Origin of the sequence: Variovorax xiamenensis (assembly GCF_050916385.1) — a bacterium.
Taxonomy (GTDB): Bacteria; Pseudomonadota; Gammaproteobacteria; order Burkholderiales; family Burkholderiaceae_C; genus Variovorax.
On the sequence record NZ_CP139038.1, the window covers coordinates 6670536 to 6687431 of the forward strand.

A 16896-nucleotide genomic window follows, 5' to 3' on the forward strand; every position below is an offset into this window, starting at 1 on the left:
CGCTTCAGAATTTAACAAAGACGAAACAAGGTTTCAAGCGACTGGGGCACTTTCTTTGACATTTAAAGCAAAAAACTGAGAACCTTGGTTCTACGAATTTCCGTAGTTGTCCGACAACCGAACGCCCGTGCCAAGGAGCCTGTAAACAACCGCTTGGGGCACAATTTTGGATATATGACGTCATCATCTTCCCCCCTGGCCATGTTCCCCGCCGGGCGGCCGCGGCGCCTGCGCCGCGACGCTTTCACCCGCAACCTGGTGCGAGAGCACTCACTGACGGTCAATGACCTGATCTACCCGGTATTCGTCCAAGAAGGCGAGAAACGCCGCGATGCCGTCTCCTCGATGCCCGGCGTCGACCGCCTGAGCCTCGACCTGCTCCTGCCCGTGGCCGAGCAGTGCGTGACGGCCGGCATCCCGGTGATGGCCCTGTTCCCGGTGATCGACGCCAGCCTCAAGACGCCCGACGGCCGCGAAGCCTTCAACCCCGACGGGCTGATTCCCCGCGTGGTGGCCGCCCTCAAGGCGCGCTTTCCCGAATTGGGCGTGATGACCGACGTCGCCCTCGACCCCTACACCAGCCACGGCCAGGACGGCCTGCTCGACGACACCGGCTACATCCTGAACGACGCGACCGTCGAGGTGCTGGTGAAGCAGGCGCTCGCCCAGTCGCAGGCCGGCGTAGACATCGTCGCCCCTAGCGACATGATGGACGGCCGCATCGGCGCCATCCGCAACGCGCTGGAGGCCTGCGGCGACATCCACACGCGCATCATGGCCTACAGCGCCAAGTACGCCAGCGCCTTCTACGGCCCCTTCCGCGACGCCGTGGGCTCCGCCGCCACGCTCGGCAAGAGCAACAAGAAGGTCTACCAGATGGATCCGGGCAACAGCGACGAGGCCCTGCGCGAAGTCGCCATCGACATCGCCGAGGGCGCCGACATGGTGATGGTGAAGCCCGGCATGCCCTACCTCGACATCGTGCGCCGGGTGAAGGACCAGTTCCACGTGCCCACCTTCGCCTACCAGGTGAGCGGCGAATACGCCATGCTCAAGGCCGCCGCCCAGAACGGCTGGCTCGACCACGATGCCGTGGTGCTCGAAAGCCTGCTGGCCTTCAAGCGCGCCGGCGCCGACGGCGTGCTGACGTACTTCGCGCTCGACGCCGCGCGCCTGCTGCAGAAGTAACAGCGCGCCGGCAACCGGGCATGCGCATCTTCGAAATCAACCGTTCGCAGGTCAGCGAACACGCCGCGCTGGCGCCGCTGGCCGTACCGGGCGCCTGCGGCGCCAGCGGCTATCTCTGGATCTCGCTCACGCGGGAGGAATTCCGGGCCTCGCTGGCCGAAGTTCAGCAGATCCTGCAGACGCTGTGCATGACGCAGCTGGTCGACCTGCACGTGGCCGACCTGCTCAACGACCAGCTGCCCTCGCACTACGACTACACCTCGCTGTACGACGTGCTGGTGTTCCGGCGGCTGGCCAACGGCCAGGGCCAGGCGGCGCTGGGCAACGGCAAGGGCAACACCAACGAGGCGCCCCCGCCGGCACCAGCCCCGGCCACACCTCCTCGCCAGCCCCGCAGCGGCCCGCCCGTGCTGCGCCGTGTCGACACTCGGCCGGTCGGCTTCGCGGTGTTCGACCGCGTGCTGCTGTCGGTGCACCCCGAAGATGGCGCGGTGCGCGACGCCTTCGCCGCGCGGCTGCTGGCTGCCGCCTCGAGCGACGACCGCGGAGCCCCGGCGCTCGACGTGCGCGCCACCTCGGCCCGCCTGCCTACCAGCCCTTCGGACCTGATGCTGCGCGTCATCAACCAGATCGTTGACGGGTATCTAGACCTGCGGCGCGAGCTCACCAAGCAGCTCGACCACTGGCAGACCGAGCTGATCGACCCGCGCAGCCGCTTCACCAACTGGGGCGCGCTGATGGAGGCGCGCCAGTCGCTGCACCACCTGGACGAGATCTGCGAAGACCAGCGCGCCGCCATGCAGGACTGGATCGACTCGCTGGAAACACTCCCCGTGCCCAAGGGCGAGACGGAGCAGCGCGAGCGGGAACTCATCATGATCCGCAGCCGCGACGTGCTCGAGCACATCGAGCGCGTGGTGCACCACGTGCACCGGCTGGAGCAGAACGCCGAGACCGCCGTGCAGATGCATTTCAGCGTCCAGGGCCACCGCGCCAACGACATCATGCGGGTGCTGACGGTGCTCACCGCCGTGTTCCTGCCGCTGAACCTCATCGCGGGCATCTTCGGCATGAACTTCGAGTTCATCCCGCTGGTGCACAAGGCCGACGGCTTCTGGATCGCGATGACGTCGATGCTGGTCATCGCCGTGCTGCTGGTCGTGATCTTCTGGCGCAAGCGCTACCTCGCTCGCACACGCTGAATACGTCGCGCCAAGGAAAAAGGGCCACGCTTTCGCGTGGCCCTTTTCGATTTCGACGACCCCGATGGGGCCGCTTCTTCTATTACTTGGCGACGGCGCCCGAACCTTGCTGGGCCTGAACGCGAGCGTCCATCGGGTGCGGCATGGTCGAGATGACCTTGCTGTTCACGCGCGAACCCGAGGTCACGTTCTGGTCGGGAGCGTAGGCGGTGCGAACGGCTTCGGCTTCGACGATCGAACGGTCCTTCGACACGGCGACCGTTTCCGGGCCGCGCGAACCGCGGGTAACGTTCTGGTTCGGAGCCGATGCGGTGCGCACGGCTTCGGCGTTCACTTCTTCGCGGCTCTTGGTCGAGACGGCGGTGTTCACGCCTTGGTAGGTTTCAGCCTGGGCGCCGGTGGCGGCGAGCAGGGTCAGGGCGGCGGCTGCGAGGATTTGCGAGGTCTTCATATTCAGTTCTCCTAGGGTGTTCGTTGGATGGTTCGTCCACCAGGCCTGCTGGTTCGCGAGCCTGTGCGGCGAGTTTCCGGGGGAACGGCGTTGCCAGAACACCCTGTTCAGAGACACCGTGTTTCCTCTATTGAAACAATGGCGACATGAAGGCATGCAAAGCAAAAAGCCGAGCCCGGTTCGCACCGGCCCGGCCTTGTTCGAGGGGAAAACTTCCGGCCTAGCGCCCGGGGCCCTGGAACTGCGGCGGCACTTCGCTGTTGACGAAGGCGCGGCGGTCCAGGTTCTGGTTCGGCGCATGGGCGGCAGCCACGGCCTGGGCGCGGACCGAGGCCCGGTCGAGCGAACTCGGCCGCGAGGTCAGGGGAGCGGCCACCACGTCGCCATAAGGATTCCCGTCGCGCGCCGCGGCGCGCGCCTCGGCAGCCACCTCGCCGCGGCTGGTGACGGCCTTCAGCGGCTGCACCGGCTCGAAACCCTGCGCCAGCGCGCCGGAGGCGGCAAGCAACGACAGGGCGGCGGCAGCGATGATGTTCGGGGTGTTCATTCCAGTTCCTTCCAACGGCCCAGCCGGGCTGGCGACGTCGGCGCGTAACGCAAGTGTCGCCCAAACCAGTTAGGAAAAACCCGGGAGAATCGAACCATCGCGTTCCCAAAACGGAAACAATGGACCCATCCACATGGACAGTCTCGATCTGATCAGAACCTTCCGGGAGGTCGCCTCGCACGGCAGCTTCTCCCAGGCAGCCAAGAGGCTGGATATGTCGAAGGCCACCGTCAGCAAGTATGTGGCCGAGCTGGAAACCCGCTTCGGGGTGCGCCTTCTGAACCGCTCCACGCGTTCCGTGAGCCTCACCGACGCCGGCCAGTTGCTGCTGGAGCGCAGCACCCCGGTGCTCGAAATGGTCGAGCTCACCCAGTCCGAACTGCAGGACCGCGCCAGCCAGCCCGGCGGCCGGCTGCGCATCTCGGCCCCGCACGGCATGGGCAACGGCGAGTTCCCGAACCTGCTGGCCGACTTCATGCGCTATTACCCCGACGTGAGCATCAGCCTGCAGCTGACCAACCGCACCGTCGACCTCGCCGAGGAAGGCATCGACGTCGACATCCGCAGCGGCCCGGTGGAAGACGCCAACCTCATCGTGCGCAAGCTCCGGCTCATGCAGATGGTGGTCTGCGCCTCTCCCATCTACTGGAAGAAGCACGGCAAGCCCGAGCACCCGCGCGACCTGGCCAATCACGAGGCCCTCACCCACTCCCTGCTCGGCGCGCAGCCGGTCTGGCGCTTCGACGACGGCGGCCAGCCGCTGGACGTGCACGTCAAGAGCCGGATGGACTGCACCGAGGGCGCCCCGTTGATCCGCGTCGCGATGCGCGGCTTCGGCGTGATCTACCTGCCGTCGATCCTCGTTCAGTCGCACATCGAGCACGGCGAGTTGGTGCCGGTGCTGCAGGACTACACGCGCAAGGACATGTGGCTCTCGGCCGCGTACCTCCAGCGCCGCCACAACAGCGCCGCGCTGCGTGCGCTGCTCGACTTCCTGCAGACCCGCGTGGGCGACGGGCCAGGCCTCAAGCGGAAACCGGCGCCATGAAAAAAGCCCGGCATGCCGGGCTTTTTCTTTTTCCCTTGTTCGCCGGGAAGCGTCAGCCGACGTGCTTCGCGAAGAACGCCAGCGTACGCTCGCGCGCCAGCTTGGCCGCGTCGGCATCGTACGAACCGCGCTGGTCGCAGTTGAAGCCGTGGCCCACCGGGTAGACGTGCACTTCCACCTCCGGATGCGCCTTCTTGAAGGCCTCGATGCTGTCCAGCGGAATCCAGTGGTCCTGGTTGCCGAAGTGCGCGAGCACCGGCACCTTGGGCTGGCGCGCCGTTTCCTCCGGCGAGGTCATGCCGCCGCCGTAATAAGGCGCCGCAGCCGCCAGGCCCGGCAGCAGCGCGGCCGCGCGCCACGTCAGGAGGCCGCCCCAGCAGTAGCCGACGATGCCGACCTTGCCGGCCTTCGATGCGTAGGCGATCGCAGCCTCGATGTCCTGCAGCACGCCCGGCGCCGGCAGCGCCTCGACCGCGGTCTTCAGGCCGAAGCCGTTCTTCATGTCGTCTTCCGAGTAGCCCAGTTCCACGCCCGGCTTGACGCGCTGGAAGGTGGAAGGCGCCACCGCCAGGTAGCCCTCGGCCGCGTAGCCGTCGGCCACCGAGCGGATGTGCGAGTTCACGCCGAAGATTTCCTGCACCACGACCGCCGCGCCGCGCGGCTTGCCCGACGGCTCGGCCACGTACGCGGGGAAGGTGAAGCCGTCCTTGGCCTTGAGATCGATGAATTGACCCATGTTGTCTTGCTCCTTGATGGCATCCGAAGAAAGGAAGGAATGCCGGGGTTACGGGCGCAGCGCCCGCTCGACGAAGTCGAGCCGGTCCTGCCCCCAGAAAATTTCGCCATCGATCACGTAGCTCGGCGCGCCGAAGACCTGGATGCCGATGGCCTCCTGCGTGTAGGCCTCGTAGCGCTCCTGAACCGCCTGGCTCTGCGACTGCTCGCCGCGCTTGGGTGAGAGCCCGCATTCGACGACCAGCGAGTCGAGCACCTTCGGGTCGCCGATGTTGCGCTCCTGCACCCACACGGCCTGGAACACCGCAGCGCACATGCGCATGGCGGCCTCTGTGCCGTCGTGCATGTCGACCGCGATGATGACGCGCGCCGCGTCGTCGCTGGCCACCGGAAAGAACTTCGGCTTGACGTTCAGCGGCAGGCCCAGGTGGCTCGAATAGCGCGCCAGGTCGACCAGCCGGTAGGCCTGGCGCTGCGGCGCCCGCTTGCCCAGCGGCAGCCCGCCCGACACCGGGAACACGCTGCCCATGTCGATGGGCCGCACCCGCACCGTGGCGCCCGCGGCCGCGGCAATCGCCGCAAAGCGGGAATGCCCCAAGTAGGTCCACGGACTCTGGGGTGCAAAGTAGTAGTCGATGGTCTTGCCGGTGTGCATCAGTAACCTCCGTGCTCCGCACCACGGTGCGAGCTTGCCTGGGGCGTGCGCGCGGTGCTCGCGCGCCGCCCCGATGATGTAATCCAAGCCAGTCGTTTTAACTGACACGCAGTTTCTCTGCAGGAGGTAGGTTTTGGACCAGGTGCTATTGATCACGGGCGGAGGCCGCGGCATCGGTGCCGCCACCGCCCTGCTCGCGGCCAGCCGCGGCTACGCCGTGGCCGTCAACTACGCCACCAATTCGCTGGCCGCCGACGAGGTGGTGCGCACCATCCGCGACAACGGCGGCAACGCCATGTCCGTGCAGGCCGATGTGGGGGACGAGGCGCAGGTCATCGCCATGTTCCAGAAGGTCGACGCCCGCTTCGGCCGGCTCACCGCGCTGGTCAACAACGCCGGCGTGGTCGACCTGACGGCGCGCGTCGACGAGATGAGCGTGGCACGGCTGGAGCGAATGTTCCGCATCAACGTGATCGGCAGCTTCGTCTGTGCGCGCGAGGCCGTGCGGCGCATGAGCACGCGCTACGGCGGCTCGGGCGGCGCCATCGTCAACATCTCCAGCGGCGCCGCGCGGCTGGGTTCGCCGGGGCAATACGTCGACTACGCCGCCAGCAAGGGCGCGATCGACACCTTCACCATCGGCCTGGCCAAGGAAGTGGCCGAGGAAGGCATCCGCGTCAACGCGGTGCGCCCCGGCCTGATCGACACCGAGATCCACGCCTCCGGCGGCCTGCCCGACCGCGCCTTCGAGCTCGCGCCCACCGTGCCCATGAAGCGCACCGGCAGCGCCGAGGAAATCGCCGGCGCCATCATGTGGCTGCTGTCGCCCGAGGCCAGCTACACCACCATGGCCCTGCTCGACGTCACCGGAGGCCGCTGATCCATGAGCACATCGATGGACCTGATCAAGCCGCTGGTGACGCTGGTGGCCATCGTCAACCCGCTGGCCATCGTGCCTTTCTTCATCCACTACACGCAGGGCTACAGCGACGCGCAGCGCCGCCACACGGTGCGCATGTCGGCCTTCAGCGCCTTCGTGGTCATCGCCGTCAGCGCGCTGCTGGGGCTGCAGCTGCTGTCCTTCTTCGGCATTTCCATCGCGAGCTTCCAGGTCGGCGGCGGGCTGCTGCTGCTCATGAGCTCGCTGTCGATGCTCAACGCGAAGCCGGCCGAGAGCAAGACCAACGTGGAGGAGCTTCGCGCCACCGAGGTGAAGGCGTCGATGGGCGCGTCGATCGCGGTGGTGCCGCTCACCATTCCGCTGCTCACCGGGCCGGCCACCATCTCCACGGTGGTGATCTACGCCGACAAGGCGCAGCACCTGTGGGAACTCGCGATTTTGGTGGGCTACGGCGTGGTGGTGGCGCTGGCCACCGCCCTGGCCTTCTCGCTCGCGCAGCCGATCGCGCGCGTGCTGGGCAAGACCGGCATCAACATCATGACGCGGCTGATGGGGCTGATCCTTGCCGCGCTCGCTGTCGAGGTGATGGCCGACGGGCTCGGCAAGCTGTTCCCCATACTGAACAAGCTCGGCTGAGTGCTGAACTCGGCCGGGTGGCTCAGGCCAGCATCTTCTCGATGACCTTCCAGTGCGCGGGCTCCACCGGCGTGATCGACAGCCGGTTGCCCTTGCGCAGCACGACCAGATCGGCCAGCTCCGGCTTCGCGCGCAGCTCGGGCAGCGCCAGCAGGCGCGTCTTGCGCAGCGCCTGCACGTCGACCAGCAGCCAGCGCGGATCGTCCTTCTTCGAAGCCGCGTCGTAATAGGGCGACTTCGCGTCGAACTGCGTCGGATCGGGCTTGATGCCCGAGGCCACCCGCGCGATGCCGGCGATGCCCGGCTCCGGGCAGCTCGAGTGATAGAACAGCACGCCGTCGCCGACCTTCATGCCGTCGCGCATGAAGTTGCGTGCCTGATAGTTGCGCACGCCGGTCCACGCCACGGTGGCGTCGGGCGCGGCGAGCGCATCGTCGATCGAGACCTCGTCGGGCTCGGATTTCATCAACCAGTACTGTGGCATTGCGGGCTCGTTACCAGAGTTGGCCGCAAATATAAACCCGCGCCAGCCTGCGCGCCTTCATCGAGGAACACCGCGGAACCGGCTTTGCCGGGCCGCTGGTGTTGCCCCCGGCGAGGGGGTGTGCGTAGCGACACGAAGTGCGCGAAGCATGGGGGAGTGCCGGATCACGGTGTCACATAGTCCGAAACCACGACCCACTTGCCGTCTTTGATCTGGGAAAGACGCGACTGGTCATTGCCCAGGCGCTTGGTGGCCGTGTACGTGCTCTTCGGGCTGCCGAACATGTCGGGCTCGAAGGTCATGCTGTCCATGGCCTTGATGAAGCTGTCGGTCGTGAGGTTCGGGCCGGCCTTGGTCGCGGCCTTGATGAACGAGTCGATGATCACGTAGCCGTACACCGAGAACACCGTCGGGTCCTCGTTGAACTTGGTCTTGTACTTGTTGGCCCAGAAGCGCAGCGGCTGCGACTGTTCGTCGGTGTAGGGGTTCTGCACCGTCATGGTGGCGTAGACGCCGTCCATCGCCTTGCCGCCGAGCTTGTGGATCAGGTCGGTGTAGGCCGCGCTCGAGCCCAGGAAGGTCGGGTTGAAGCCGGTCTTGCGCGCCTCGCCCACGGTGCCGATGGTCTCGCGGATGATGGTGCCGAGCACCACGAGGTCGCAGTTGGCGGCCTTCATCTTCGCGACCTGCGAGCTGAAGTCGGTGGCGCCGCGCTTGAACGAGGTCTTCTCGGCCAGCTCCATGCCCGCGGCCTTCAGGCCCGCCTCGGCGCCGCGCTGCACCTCCAGGCCGAACTCGTCGTCCTGGTAGATGGTGCAGACCTTCTTGGCGCCCTTGTCCTTGATCATCTTCGGCAGCGCCAGCCTGATCTGGTCGTAGTAGGTGGCCGCGAACGAATACTTCAGCCGGTTCAGCGGCTCGTACATTTCGCGCGCCGCGGTGATGGGCATGTAGTTGATGACGTTCTTGTCGAACTGCACCGGCATCGCCGCCATGTTCTGCGCCGTGCCGATATGGCCGGCCATGATGAAGATCTTTTCCTGGTTCACCAGCTTCTGCGCCGCCAGCACGGCCTTCTTCGGGTCGTAGCCCGAGTCCTCCACGAACAGCTTGAGCTTGCGTCCGTTGACGTTGCCCTGCTCGTTGAGTTCGTCCACGCGCAGCTGCATGCCGTTGCGCGCCTGCTTGCCGAAGCCCGCGAGCGGGCCCGACAGATCCTGGATGGTGCCGATGCGGATCTCGTCCTTGGTCACGCCCTGCTGCTGCGCGGACGCGAGCGTCGCGATCAGTCCCAGCACGGCCAGCGTCGTCAGTGTCTTGAGCTTCATGCGGTTGTCTCCTCGGGTTGACGAAAAAAACGGATCAGCTGTACATGGCCTCGATGCGCGCCGCGTACTTGGCCTGGACCAGCTTGCGCTTGAGCTTCATCGTCGGTGTGAGCTCCTCGTCCTCGGCGCTGAGCTGCGTCTCCAGCAGAAAGAATTTCTTGATCTGCTCCACGCGGGCGAACTTGGCGTTGACGCGATCGATCTCGCCCTGGATCAGGTCCTGCACTTCCTTGGCGCGCGTCAGGCTCTCGTAGTTGCTGAACGGCACGTCGTTGTCCTGCGCAAACTTCTCGACGTTCTCCTGGTCGATCATGACGATCACCGTGAGGTAGGGCTTCCTGTCGCCGATGACCACGGCATCGGTGATGTAGAGGCTGAACTTGAGTTCGTTCTCCAGCTCGCTCGGCGTCACGTTCTTCCCACCCGCCGTGATGATGATGTCTTTCATGCGGTCGGTGATGCGGAAATACCCGTCCTCGTCCATCACCCCCACGTCGCCGGTATGCAACCAGCCGTCGGCGTCGATGGTCTCGGCCGTCTTCTCCGGCAGGTTGAGGTAACCCATGAAGACATTGGGGCCGCGCACCAGGATCTCGCCGGTGGCGGGGTCGACGCGCACCTCGTTGTAGCTGGTGGCCGGCCCGATCGAGCCCGGCTTGATGCGCGCGGCCGGCACCGCGGTGGAAGCCCCGCACGACTCCGTCATGCCCCACACCTCCAGCATCGGCACGCCCAGCGCCAGGTACCACTTCACCAGTTCGGGCGAGATGGGCGCGGCGCCCGTCACCAGGAAACGCGAGCGATGGATGCCGATGAGCTTGCGCGCGTTGTCCAGCGCGAGCACGCGCGCCAGCCTGAACTTGAGCTTCAGCGCGGCGCCCACGGGCTGGCCCGCCAGCACGCGGTCGGCGATCTGCCCGCCCACGCCGATGCTCCACTTGTAGGCGGCCTGCTGAAGCGGACCGGCCTCCTTCAGCGCGATCATCACGCCCGAATAGAACTTCTCCCACACGCGCGGCACCGCCGTGAAAACGGTGGGCGCAATCTCGCGCACGTTCTCGGGCACCGTCTCCGGGTTCTCGACGAAGTTGAGGATGGAGCCGGTGTACATCGCGAAGTACTCGCCGCCCATACGCTCAGCGATGTGGCACAGCGGCAGGAAGCACATGCGCTCGTCCTTGTCGTCCTGCGCCACGAGGGTGTTGTAGCCGCGCGCGGTGTACACGAGCCCGGCGTGGCTGTGCATCGCGCCCTTGGGCTTGCCGGTGGTGCCCGAGGTGTAGACCAGGATCGCCAGGTCTTCCGGACGGCAGGCCGCGACCGTGCGCTCCACCGTTTGCGGGTCGGCCGACAGGCGCTCGCGGCCGAGGGCGCGCAGCGCGTCGAGGCTCATCACGCCCGCGTCGTCGAGTTCGCGCAGGCCTTCCATGTCGAACACGATCACGCGGCGCAGCCCCGGCAGGCCGGCGCGCACCTCGAGCGCCTTGTCGAGCTGCTCGTCGTCCTCCACGAAGAGCACGGTGGTGCGCGAGTCCTCGCACAGGTAGTGCACCTGCGAGGCCGCATCGGTCGGATAGATGCCGTTGGAAACGCCGCCGCAGCTGAGCACCGCGAGGTCGGCGAGCACCCATTCGATGACGGTGTTCGACAGGATCGATGCGCACTCGCCCGGCGCGAAGCCGATGGCCTGCAGCCCCGCCGCGATCTCGCGCACCGCGTCGGCCGTCTGGTGCCAGCTCCAGCTGCGCCAGATGCCCAGCTCCTTCTGCCGCATCCAGATGTTGTCGCCGCGCTGCTTCACGGCGTTCCAGAACATCGCGGGGATGGTCTCGCCGGGCACGACGATGTCGAGCTTCGGCGCGAAGGTGTTCAGGTCCCAGAGTCCTTGCTGCATGGCTGCTACCTCCAGGTCTTCTTCTTTTTCCAGCGCCGCTCGCCGCGCACGCCGTCGTCCTTCATGCCGAGGTAGAACTCCTTGATGTCTTCCTTCTCCCTCAGGCGTTCGCAGGAGTCTTCCATCACGATGCGGCCGTTCTCCAGCACGTAGCCGTGGTCGGCCGCGTTGAGCGCCATGTTGGCGTTCTGCTCCACCAGCAGGATCGTGGTGCCGCGCTCGCGGTTGATGCGCACCACGATCTCGAAGATCTCCTTCGTCAGCTTCGGGCTCAGGCCGAGGCTGGGCTCGTCCAGCAGGATCAGATGCGGTGCCGCCATGATCGCGCGCGAGATCGCCAGCATCTGCTGCTGCCCGCCCGAAAGCAGGCCGGCATCCTGCGCGGCGCGCTCGCGCAGGATCGGGAAGTAGCCGTAGACCGTCTCGATGTCGCGCGCCACGCCGTCGCGGTCCTTGCGGGTGTAGGCGCCCATCAGCAGGTTGTCCTTCACCGACAGCAGCGGGAACACCTCGCGGCCCTCGGGCACGTGGCTCAGCCCCTGCTGCACGATGAAGGCTGGGTCCTTCGCGGTGATGTCCTTGCCCTGGAATTCGATGCTGCCCTTGCGCGGGTCGATGATCCCGGAGATGGTCTTGAGAATGGTCGTCTTGCCCGCGCCGTTGGAGCCGAGCACCGTCACGATCTCGCCCTGCCGCACTCGCAGGCTCACGCCCCTGATGGCCTTGATGGGGCCATAGGCGCTCTCGACGTTCATGAGCTGGAGGACTGCGTCGCTCATGGCCGCCCTCCACCACCCAGCCAAGCCCGGCGTGCGGTGCGGTGCGGGCGCCCCCTCTGTGCCGCCGAGGAGCGCAGCGTTTCGCGGATCAGGGCTCGCAGCTGTTTGAGCGAAGCGAGTTCTGCGAGACCCCGCGAAACGCGAGCACCGCAGGGGAGCCGCGAAGCGGCCGGCATAGTGGGGGCGACCGCGCCGTGCCGCATGCCGGGCGTCCCCAGATAGATAGCGAAGAAGGCGCTCATGCCGCCACCCTCCTCAGGCTGCTCACGTCGTCCACGGTCCCGAGATACGCCTCGATGACGCGCGCATCGGCCTGCACCTCCGCCGGAGACCCGGTCGCCAGCACCTCGCCCTGGTTCATCGCGAGCACCCGGTTCGACACCTTGGAGACGAGCGACATGTCGTGCTCGACCATCAGCACCGACACGCCCAGCTCGTGCTGGATGTCCTGGATCCAGAAGGCCATGTCGGCGGTCTCCTCCACGTTGAGGCCGGACGAAGGCTCATCGAGCAGCAGCAGCTTCGGCTCGGTGCACAGCGCGCGTGCCAGCTCCACCACCTTGCGAACGCCGTAGGGCAGCCCCGCCACCATCGAGTCGCGATGGTGCTGCAGGTCCAGCAGGTCGATCACCTGCTCCGCCTTCTCGCGCGCGGCGATCTCGGCGCGCCGCGTGGCCGGCGTGAAGAACACCTCGCTCCAGAAGCCCGTCTGCCGGTGCGTGTGGCGGCCGATCAGCAGGTTGTGCAGCACGGTCGCGTGCTCGAACAGCTCGATGTTCTGGAAGGTGCGCGCGATGCCCAGGGCCGCGATGGCATGCGGCGCCTGCTGCGTCAGCGCAAGCGGCCCGCCCGCCTCGCCGTGCCATTCGATCGCGCCGGTGGTCGGCGTGTAGATGCGGCTGATCAGGTTGAACACCGTCGTCTTGCCAGCGCCGTTCGGGCCGATGAGCGTGAACACCTCGCCGCGACGCACGTCGAAGCTCACCTTGTTGACCGCGAGCACGCCGCCGAAGCGAACGCTCAGCTCCCGCGCGGAAAGAAGGATGTCGCCGCCGCTCATCTCAGCCGGTCCGACTTGGTGAAGGACTTCTGCCGCTTGAACAGGCCCTTGCGGTAGAACGGGAAGAGTTGCAGCCAAGTGCGGATCTTCAGCCAGCGGCCGTACAGGCCCAGCGGTTCGAACAGCACGAACGCGATCAGCACCAGGCCGTACACCAGCCCCTGCAGCCCCGGCGCCTGCCCGATGGCCTCCGGCAGCCAGTCCTTGCCGATGGAAATCAGCTGCGGCATCGCGATCAGGAAGATCGCGCCAAGGAAGGCACCATGCACCGAACCCAGCCCGCCGATCACCACCATCAGCAGCAGGTCGATCGACTGCAGGATGCTGAACTGGTCGGGCGAGATGAAGCTCAGCTTGTGCGCGTACAGCGCTCCGCCCAGGCCCGCCAGCGCGGCCGAGATCGCGAACGACATCGTCTTGTAGCGCGCCAGATGAATGCCCATGCTCTGCGCCGAGATCTCCGAATCGCGGATCGCGACGAAGGCCCGCCCCGTCGGCGAGCGCAGCAGGTTCAGGATGCCCAGCGTCGCCAGCACGGCCACCACCAGGCACAGGAAGTAGAAGCCCTCGCCCGAGCCCAGCGACCAGCCGAAGAGCTGCGGCGACTTCACGTGCAGGCCGGCATTGCCGCCGGTCACGCTCTCCCAGCGCGCGAACACTTCCTCGACGATGAAGCCGAACGACAGCGTCGCGATGCCGAGGTAGATGCCCTTCACCCGCAATGCCGGCAACGCGACCACCACGCCGACGGCCGCCGACAACGCAGCCGCCGCAATCAACGCGATCGGAAACGGCACGCCGAGATTCGTCAACACGCCCTGCGTGTACGCCCCCGCGCCGAGGAAAGCTGCATGCCCGATGGAGAACTGCCCCGTGAAGCCGGCCAGCAGCATCAGCCCGAGGCCGACGATGCCGTAGATCAGCACGAAGGTCAGCTGAGCGAGCCAGTACTCGTCGATGATCCACGGCGCCGCCAGCAGGAAGGCCACCAGCAGGCCGTACCAGAACACGTGCCCGCCGTGCTTGGCGAGGCGGACGTCCTGGTCGTAGGTCGTTTTGAAGATGAAGCGCATACGAGACTTACACCTTCTTGCGCAGCTTTTCGCCGAACAAACCGTTCGGCTTGATCATCAGCATCAGCAGCACCACGATGTACGGCGCCGTGTCCTTGAACCCGTCGGGCAGGTAGAAGCCCGCGAACGACTCGACGATGCCGATCACCAGCCCGCCGACGATCGCCCCCGGCAGGCTGCCGAAGCCGCCCACCACTGCAGCCGGAAAGGCCTTGAGCCCGATGAAGCCCATGTTGGCGTGCACGAAGGTGATGGGCGCGAGCAGCATGCCCGCGATGGCCGCCACCGCTGCCGCCAAGCCCCACACCAGCCCGTTGAGCCGCTTCACCGGAATGCCCATGTAGTAGGCCGCCAGCTGGTTCTGCGACGAGGCCTGCATCGCGATGCCCAGCTTGCTGTAGCGGAACATCGCGAACAGCAGGCCGCACAGGATGGCCGTGGCCACGATGATGACGAACTGCTCCAGGTTCACCACCAGCTCGCCCAGCTTCCAGATCTGGTCCTTGTAGGGCACGGCCAGCGTATGCGTCTCGGTGCCGATGCCCGGCACCATGGTGACCAGCCCGCGCGCCACGTAGGCGATGCCGATGGTCAGCATCACGATGGAGAACTGCGGCTGCCCGAGGATGGGCCGTATCACCACCAGCTCCAGCAGCACGCCGAAGGCCGCCATCGCCACCACCGCGAGGACGGCCGCGAGCCAGAACGGCATGCCGAACAGCGACATGCCCGCGAATGCACCGAAGGCCCCGAGCATCATCAGGTCGCCCTGCGCGAAGCTCACCGTCTCGGTGGCCTTGTAGATGAGCACGAAGCCCAGCGCGATCAGGCCGTAGATGCAGCCTTGCGCGATGCCCGACAGCAGCAGCTGAAGAATCTGCATGGCCTGTGTTCCGCCGTGCTCATTGCCGGGTGAAGCCACCGCCGCCGGCCGCGTCGTGCAGCGCGAGGCGGCGCGAGCCGGCCACGATGTCGCTGGGCTTGAGGCCGTAGACCTGGCGGATCGAATGGCTGAAGTGCGTCGAATCGGGGTAGCCGGTGTCGAGCGCGATGTCGGTCAGCGTGCTGCTCTGGCGCACGTAGCGCAGCAGGCTGCGCGCGCGCTTCCAGGCGCGGAAGGCGCGAAAGGCCATGCCGGTCTCCTGCTTGAACAGGTGCAGGAAGCGCGAGAACGACAGGTGCACCGAGGCCGCCCATTCCTCCGCCGACGCCGGCGCGGCCGGATCGGCGTTGATGGCATCGGCCACCTTGCGGATGCGCGGGTCGAGCACGCGCGGCGCGAGCGGCTCGCCGAAGAACGTCGCGTCGAAGTCGAAGCCCTCGAAGTCCGTGCCACGTGCCGAAGCCGCGAGCAGATGTGCATGGGCATCGCGCACGCGTTGCACGAAGGCCGGCGCGTCGACCGGGCCGCAGTGCTGCAGGAAGGCCGGCATGCGCGCGGGGTCGACCGATTCCGATTCGATGATCAGGCTGAGGATCAACGGGTGCGCGCTCTCGACCTGGTGCGGCACATGCGGCGGCACGACGATGAGTTCACCGCTTTGCCACGCGCCGCCACCGATGCGGATGCGGATAGGCGGCGCGCCGGCGGGCGACACGCACACGCCGTGTCCACCCATCGTGCGCTCGGCGGCGGCACCGAGCAGGCCGGCGTAGAACACGCGATGCGGCGTGAGCCACATCAGGCGCTCTCCTTGCCTCTCGGCGCCGCGCCCGGGCGGCGGCGTCGTCCTCGTTCGCTGCATGGTGCTTGTCTCCTGCATCGGTGGATCGCCACTGCGTGGTGGCGTCCTTTGTTGGCTGGATCGTAGCGGCGAGGGCCGCTGCGGCGATATCGATTTGCGGCGATTTGCGCGGGGACTTTCCCTAGGCCCTGGCGAAGGCCCGGCGCAGCTCGGCGGCGCACAGCGCGACCGCCGCATTGGCCTCGTCGATCACCTTGCCCATGGGCACGAAGCCGTGGATCTGCCGCTCGAAGCACACGTAGACCGCGCTGTTGCCGGCGGCGGTGAGCGCCTCCGCATACGCGGCGCCTTCGTCGCGCAGCGGGTCGTAGCCGGCGGTGAGCACCAGTGCCGGAGGCAGCTTCGAAAGATCCGGATGCAGCAGCGGCGAGGCGCGCCAGTCGAGGTCGTGCTTCGCATCGGTGATGTAGTGGTCGTGGAAGTAGCGGATGGTGTCCGCCGTCAGCAGGTAGCCCTGCCCGTTGGCCTGGTGCGATGGGTGGCCGCGCCGCATGTCGGTGGCCGGGTAGATCAGCAGCTGGTAGACGATGGGCAGGTCGCCGGCGTCGCGCGCCGCGATCGACACCACCGCAGCGAGGTTGCCGCCGGCGCTGTCGCCGCCCACGGCCAGGCGATTCGCGTCGAGCCCCAGCGCGGCGGCCTCGCGGCGCACCCAGCGGGTGGCGGCCAGCACGTCGTCGACGGCGGCGGGAAAGCGGTGCTCGGGGCCCATGCGGTAGTCGACCGCGACCACCGCGCAGCCCGCGCCGTTGGCCAGCTCGCGGCACAGCACGTCGTGCGTGTCGAGGTCGCCGATGACCCAGCCGCCGCCGTGGTAGTACACCAGCACGGGCAGCGGACCCACGCCGGAGCCCATCGGACGGTAAAGGCGCACCGGGATGGTGCCGTGCGGTCCGTCGGCGGCGAGGTCGCGCACCTCGGCCACTTCGGGCGGCAGCGGCTGCGTGGCGGTGCGGCGCTCGCGGTAGAAGGCCCGCGCGTCGGCGGGCGACAGGGTGTGCGTCGGCGGAATGCCGCGCGCCTCGATGAAGTCCAGCAGGGCGCGCGCCTGGGGATGCAGCATGGTGTCTCCGGTGGATCGTTGCGAGCTTCCAGTGTGGAAGGCAACGGGGCCGCGCGGTATCCGCACGCACCCGCACCCGACCGGGCCCGGCAAGCCCCAGCACCATG

18 protein-coding genes are annotated in these 16896 nt (G+C 67.1%); 5 read left to right on the forward strand and 13 right to left on the reverse strand.

Annotated features, from left to right (window positions below):
• Nucleotides 1-174 precede the first annotated feature (174 nt).
• Together hemB and SFB74_RS30685 are read left to right on the forward strand one after the other, a co-directional pair.
• A complete protein-coding gene (hemB, locus tag SFB74_RS30680; RefSeq protein ID WP_432728145.1) occupies nt 175-1188 on the forward strand; it encodes a porphobilinogen synthase in 1014 nt (337 codons plus the stop codon).
• 20 nt (nt 1189-1208) lie between these two features.
• Nucleotides 1209-2390 (forward strand): magnesium transporter CorA family protein, encoded by a 1182-nt coding sequence (locus SFB74_RS30685; RefSeq protein WP_432728146.1) that lies wholly within the window; start codon nt 1209-1211, stop codon nt 2388-2390.
• Nucleotides 2391-2472: 82 nt separating this feature from the next.
• Here the strand turns inward: SFB74_RS30685 and SFB74_RS30690 are convergent, their stop codons facing one another.
• Together SFB74_RS30690 and SFB74_RS30695 are read right to left on the reverse strand one after the other, a co-directional pair.
• Nucleotides 2473-2841 carry a DUF4148 domain-containing protein gene (locus SFB74_RS30690; protein ID WP_432728147.1) on the reverse strand — a complete coding sequence of 123 codons (369 nt, stop codon included), beginning with the start codon at nt 2839-2841 and terminating at the stop codon, nt 2473-2475.
• Nucleotides 2842-3061: 220 nt separating this feature from the next.
• Entirely contained in the window at nt 3062-3388 is a 327-nt protein-coding gene (locus SFB74_RS30695) for an alpha/beta hydrolase (RefSeq protein ID WP_432728149.1), read from the reverse strand.
• Between the two features lie 133 nt (nt 3389-3521).
• On the opposite strand from SFB74_RS30695, the gene SFB74_RS30700 reads away from it, so the two are divergent.
• Nucleotides 3522-4436 (forward strand): LysR family transcriptional regulator, encoded by a 915-nt coding sequence (locus tag SFB74_RS30700; RefSeq protein WP_432728150.1) that lies wholly within the window; start codon nt 3522-3524, stop codon nt 4434-4436.
• 52 nt (nt 4437-4488) lie between these two features.
• On the opposite strand, the gene SFB74_RS30705 is transcribed toward SFB74_RS30700, so the two are convergent.
• Both SFB74_RS30705 and SFB74_RS30710 read right to left on the reverse strand, forming a co-directional pair.
• Nucleotides 4489-5172 carry a dienelactone hydrolase family protein gene (locus SFB74_RS30705; protein WP_432728151.1) on the reverse strand — a complete coding sequence of 228 codons (684 nt, stop codon included), beginning with the start codon at nt 5170-5172 and terminating at the stop codon, nt 4489-4491.
• A 48-nt stretch (nt 5173-5220) separates the two neighbouring features.
• A complete protein-coding gene (locus SFB74_RS30710; protein WP_432728152.1) occupies nt 5221-5826 on the reverse strand; it encodes a 2-hydroxychromene-2-carboxylate isomerase in 606 nt (201 codons plus the stop codon).
• 133 nt (nt 5827-5959) lie between these two features.
• Here SFB74_RS30710 and SFB74_RS30715 point away from each other — a divergent pair, with 133 nt between their 5' ends.
• On the forward strand, nt 5960-6706 hold the full coding sequence (locus SFB74_RS30715; RefSeq protein WP_432728153.1) for an SDR family oxidoreductase: 747 nt from the start codon (nt 5960-5962) through the stop codon (nt 6704-6706).
• Between the two features lie 3 nt (nt 6707-6709).
• Nucleotides 6710-7363, forward strand: coding sequence for a MarC family protein (locus SFB74_RS30720; protein ID WP_019657800.1), 654 nt, complete (start codon nt 6710-6712; stop codon nt 7361-7363).
• 22 nt (nt 7364-7385) lie between these two features.
• Here the strand turns inward: SFB74_RS30720 and SFB74_RS30725 are convergent, their stop codons facing one another.
• From SFB74_RS30725 to SFB74_RS30765, 9 genes are all read right to left on the reverse strand, one after another.
• Nucleotides 7386-7847, reverse strand: coding sequence for an EVE domain-containing protein (locus tag SFB74_RS30725; RefSeq protein ID WP_432728154.1), 462 nt, complete (start codon nt 7845-7847; stop codon nt 7386-7388).
• A gap of 164 nt (nt 7848-8011) precedes the next feature.
• Nucleotides 8012-9175 carry an ABC transporter substrate-binding protein gene (locus SFB74_RS30730; protein ID WP_432728155.1) on the reverse strand — a complete coding sequence of 388 codons (1164 nt, stop codon included), beginning with the start codon at nt 9173-9175 and terminating at the stop codon, nt 8012-8014.
• Nucleotides 9176-9209: 34 nt separating this feature from the next.
• The gene (locus tag SFB74_RS30735; RefSeq protein WP_432728156.1) at nt 9210-11069 is read right to left on the reverse strand and encodes an AMP-dependent synthetase/ligase; all 1860 of its coding nucleotides are present in this window, start codon (nt 11067-11069) and stop codon (nt 9210-9212) included.
• A gap of 5 nt (nt 11070-11074) precedes the next feature.
• Nucleotides 11075-11848 (reverse strand): ABC transporter ATP-binding protein, encoded by a 774-nt coding sequence (locus tag SFB74_RS30740; protein ID WP_093307289.1) that lies wholly within the window; start codon nt 11846-11848, stop codon nt 11075-11077.
• Between the two features lie 238 nt (nt 11849-12086).
• Nucleotides 12087-12908, reverse strand: coding sequence for an ABC transporter ATP-binding protein (locus tag SFB74_RS30745; RefSeq protein WP_432728157.1), 822 nt, complete (start codon nt 12906-12908; stop codon nt 12087-12089).
• Nucleotides 12905-13981 (reverse strand): branched-chain amino acid ABC transporter permease, encoded by a 1077-nt coding sequence (locus SFB74_RS30750; protein ID WP_432728158.1) that lies wholly within the window; start codon nt 13979-13981, stop codon nt 12905-12907. Before SFB74_RS30750 ends, SFB74_RS30745 begins: the two co-directional genes overlap by 4 nt.
• Before the next feature lie 7 nt (nt 13982-13988).
• Nucleotides 13989-14864 carry a branched-chain amino acid ABC transporter permease gene (locus SFB74_RS30755; protein ID WP_432728159.1) on the reverse strand — a complete coding sequence of 292 codons (876 nt, stop codon included), beginning with the start codon at nt 14862-14864 and terminating at the stop codon, nt 13989-13991.
• 19 nt (nt 14865-14883) lie between these two features.
• Nucleotides 14884-15726, reverse strand: coding sequence for a helix-turn-helix domain-containing protein (locus SFB74_RS30760; protein WP_432728160.1), 843 nt, complete (start codon nt 15724-15726; stop codon nt 14884-14886).
• A gap of 121 nt (nt 15727-15847) precedes the next feature.
• On the reverse strand, nt 15848-16789 hold the full coding sequence (locus SFB74_RS30765) for an alpha/beta hydrolase (RefSeq protein WP_432728161.1): 942 nt from the start codon (nt 16787-16789) through the stop codon (nt 15848-15850).
• Nucleotides 16790-16896: the final 107 nt, after the last annotated feature.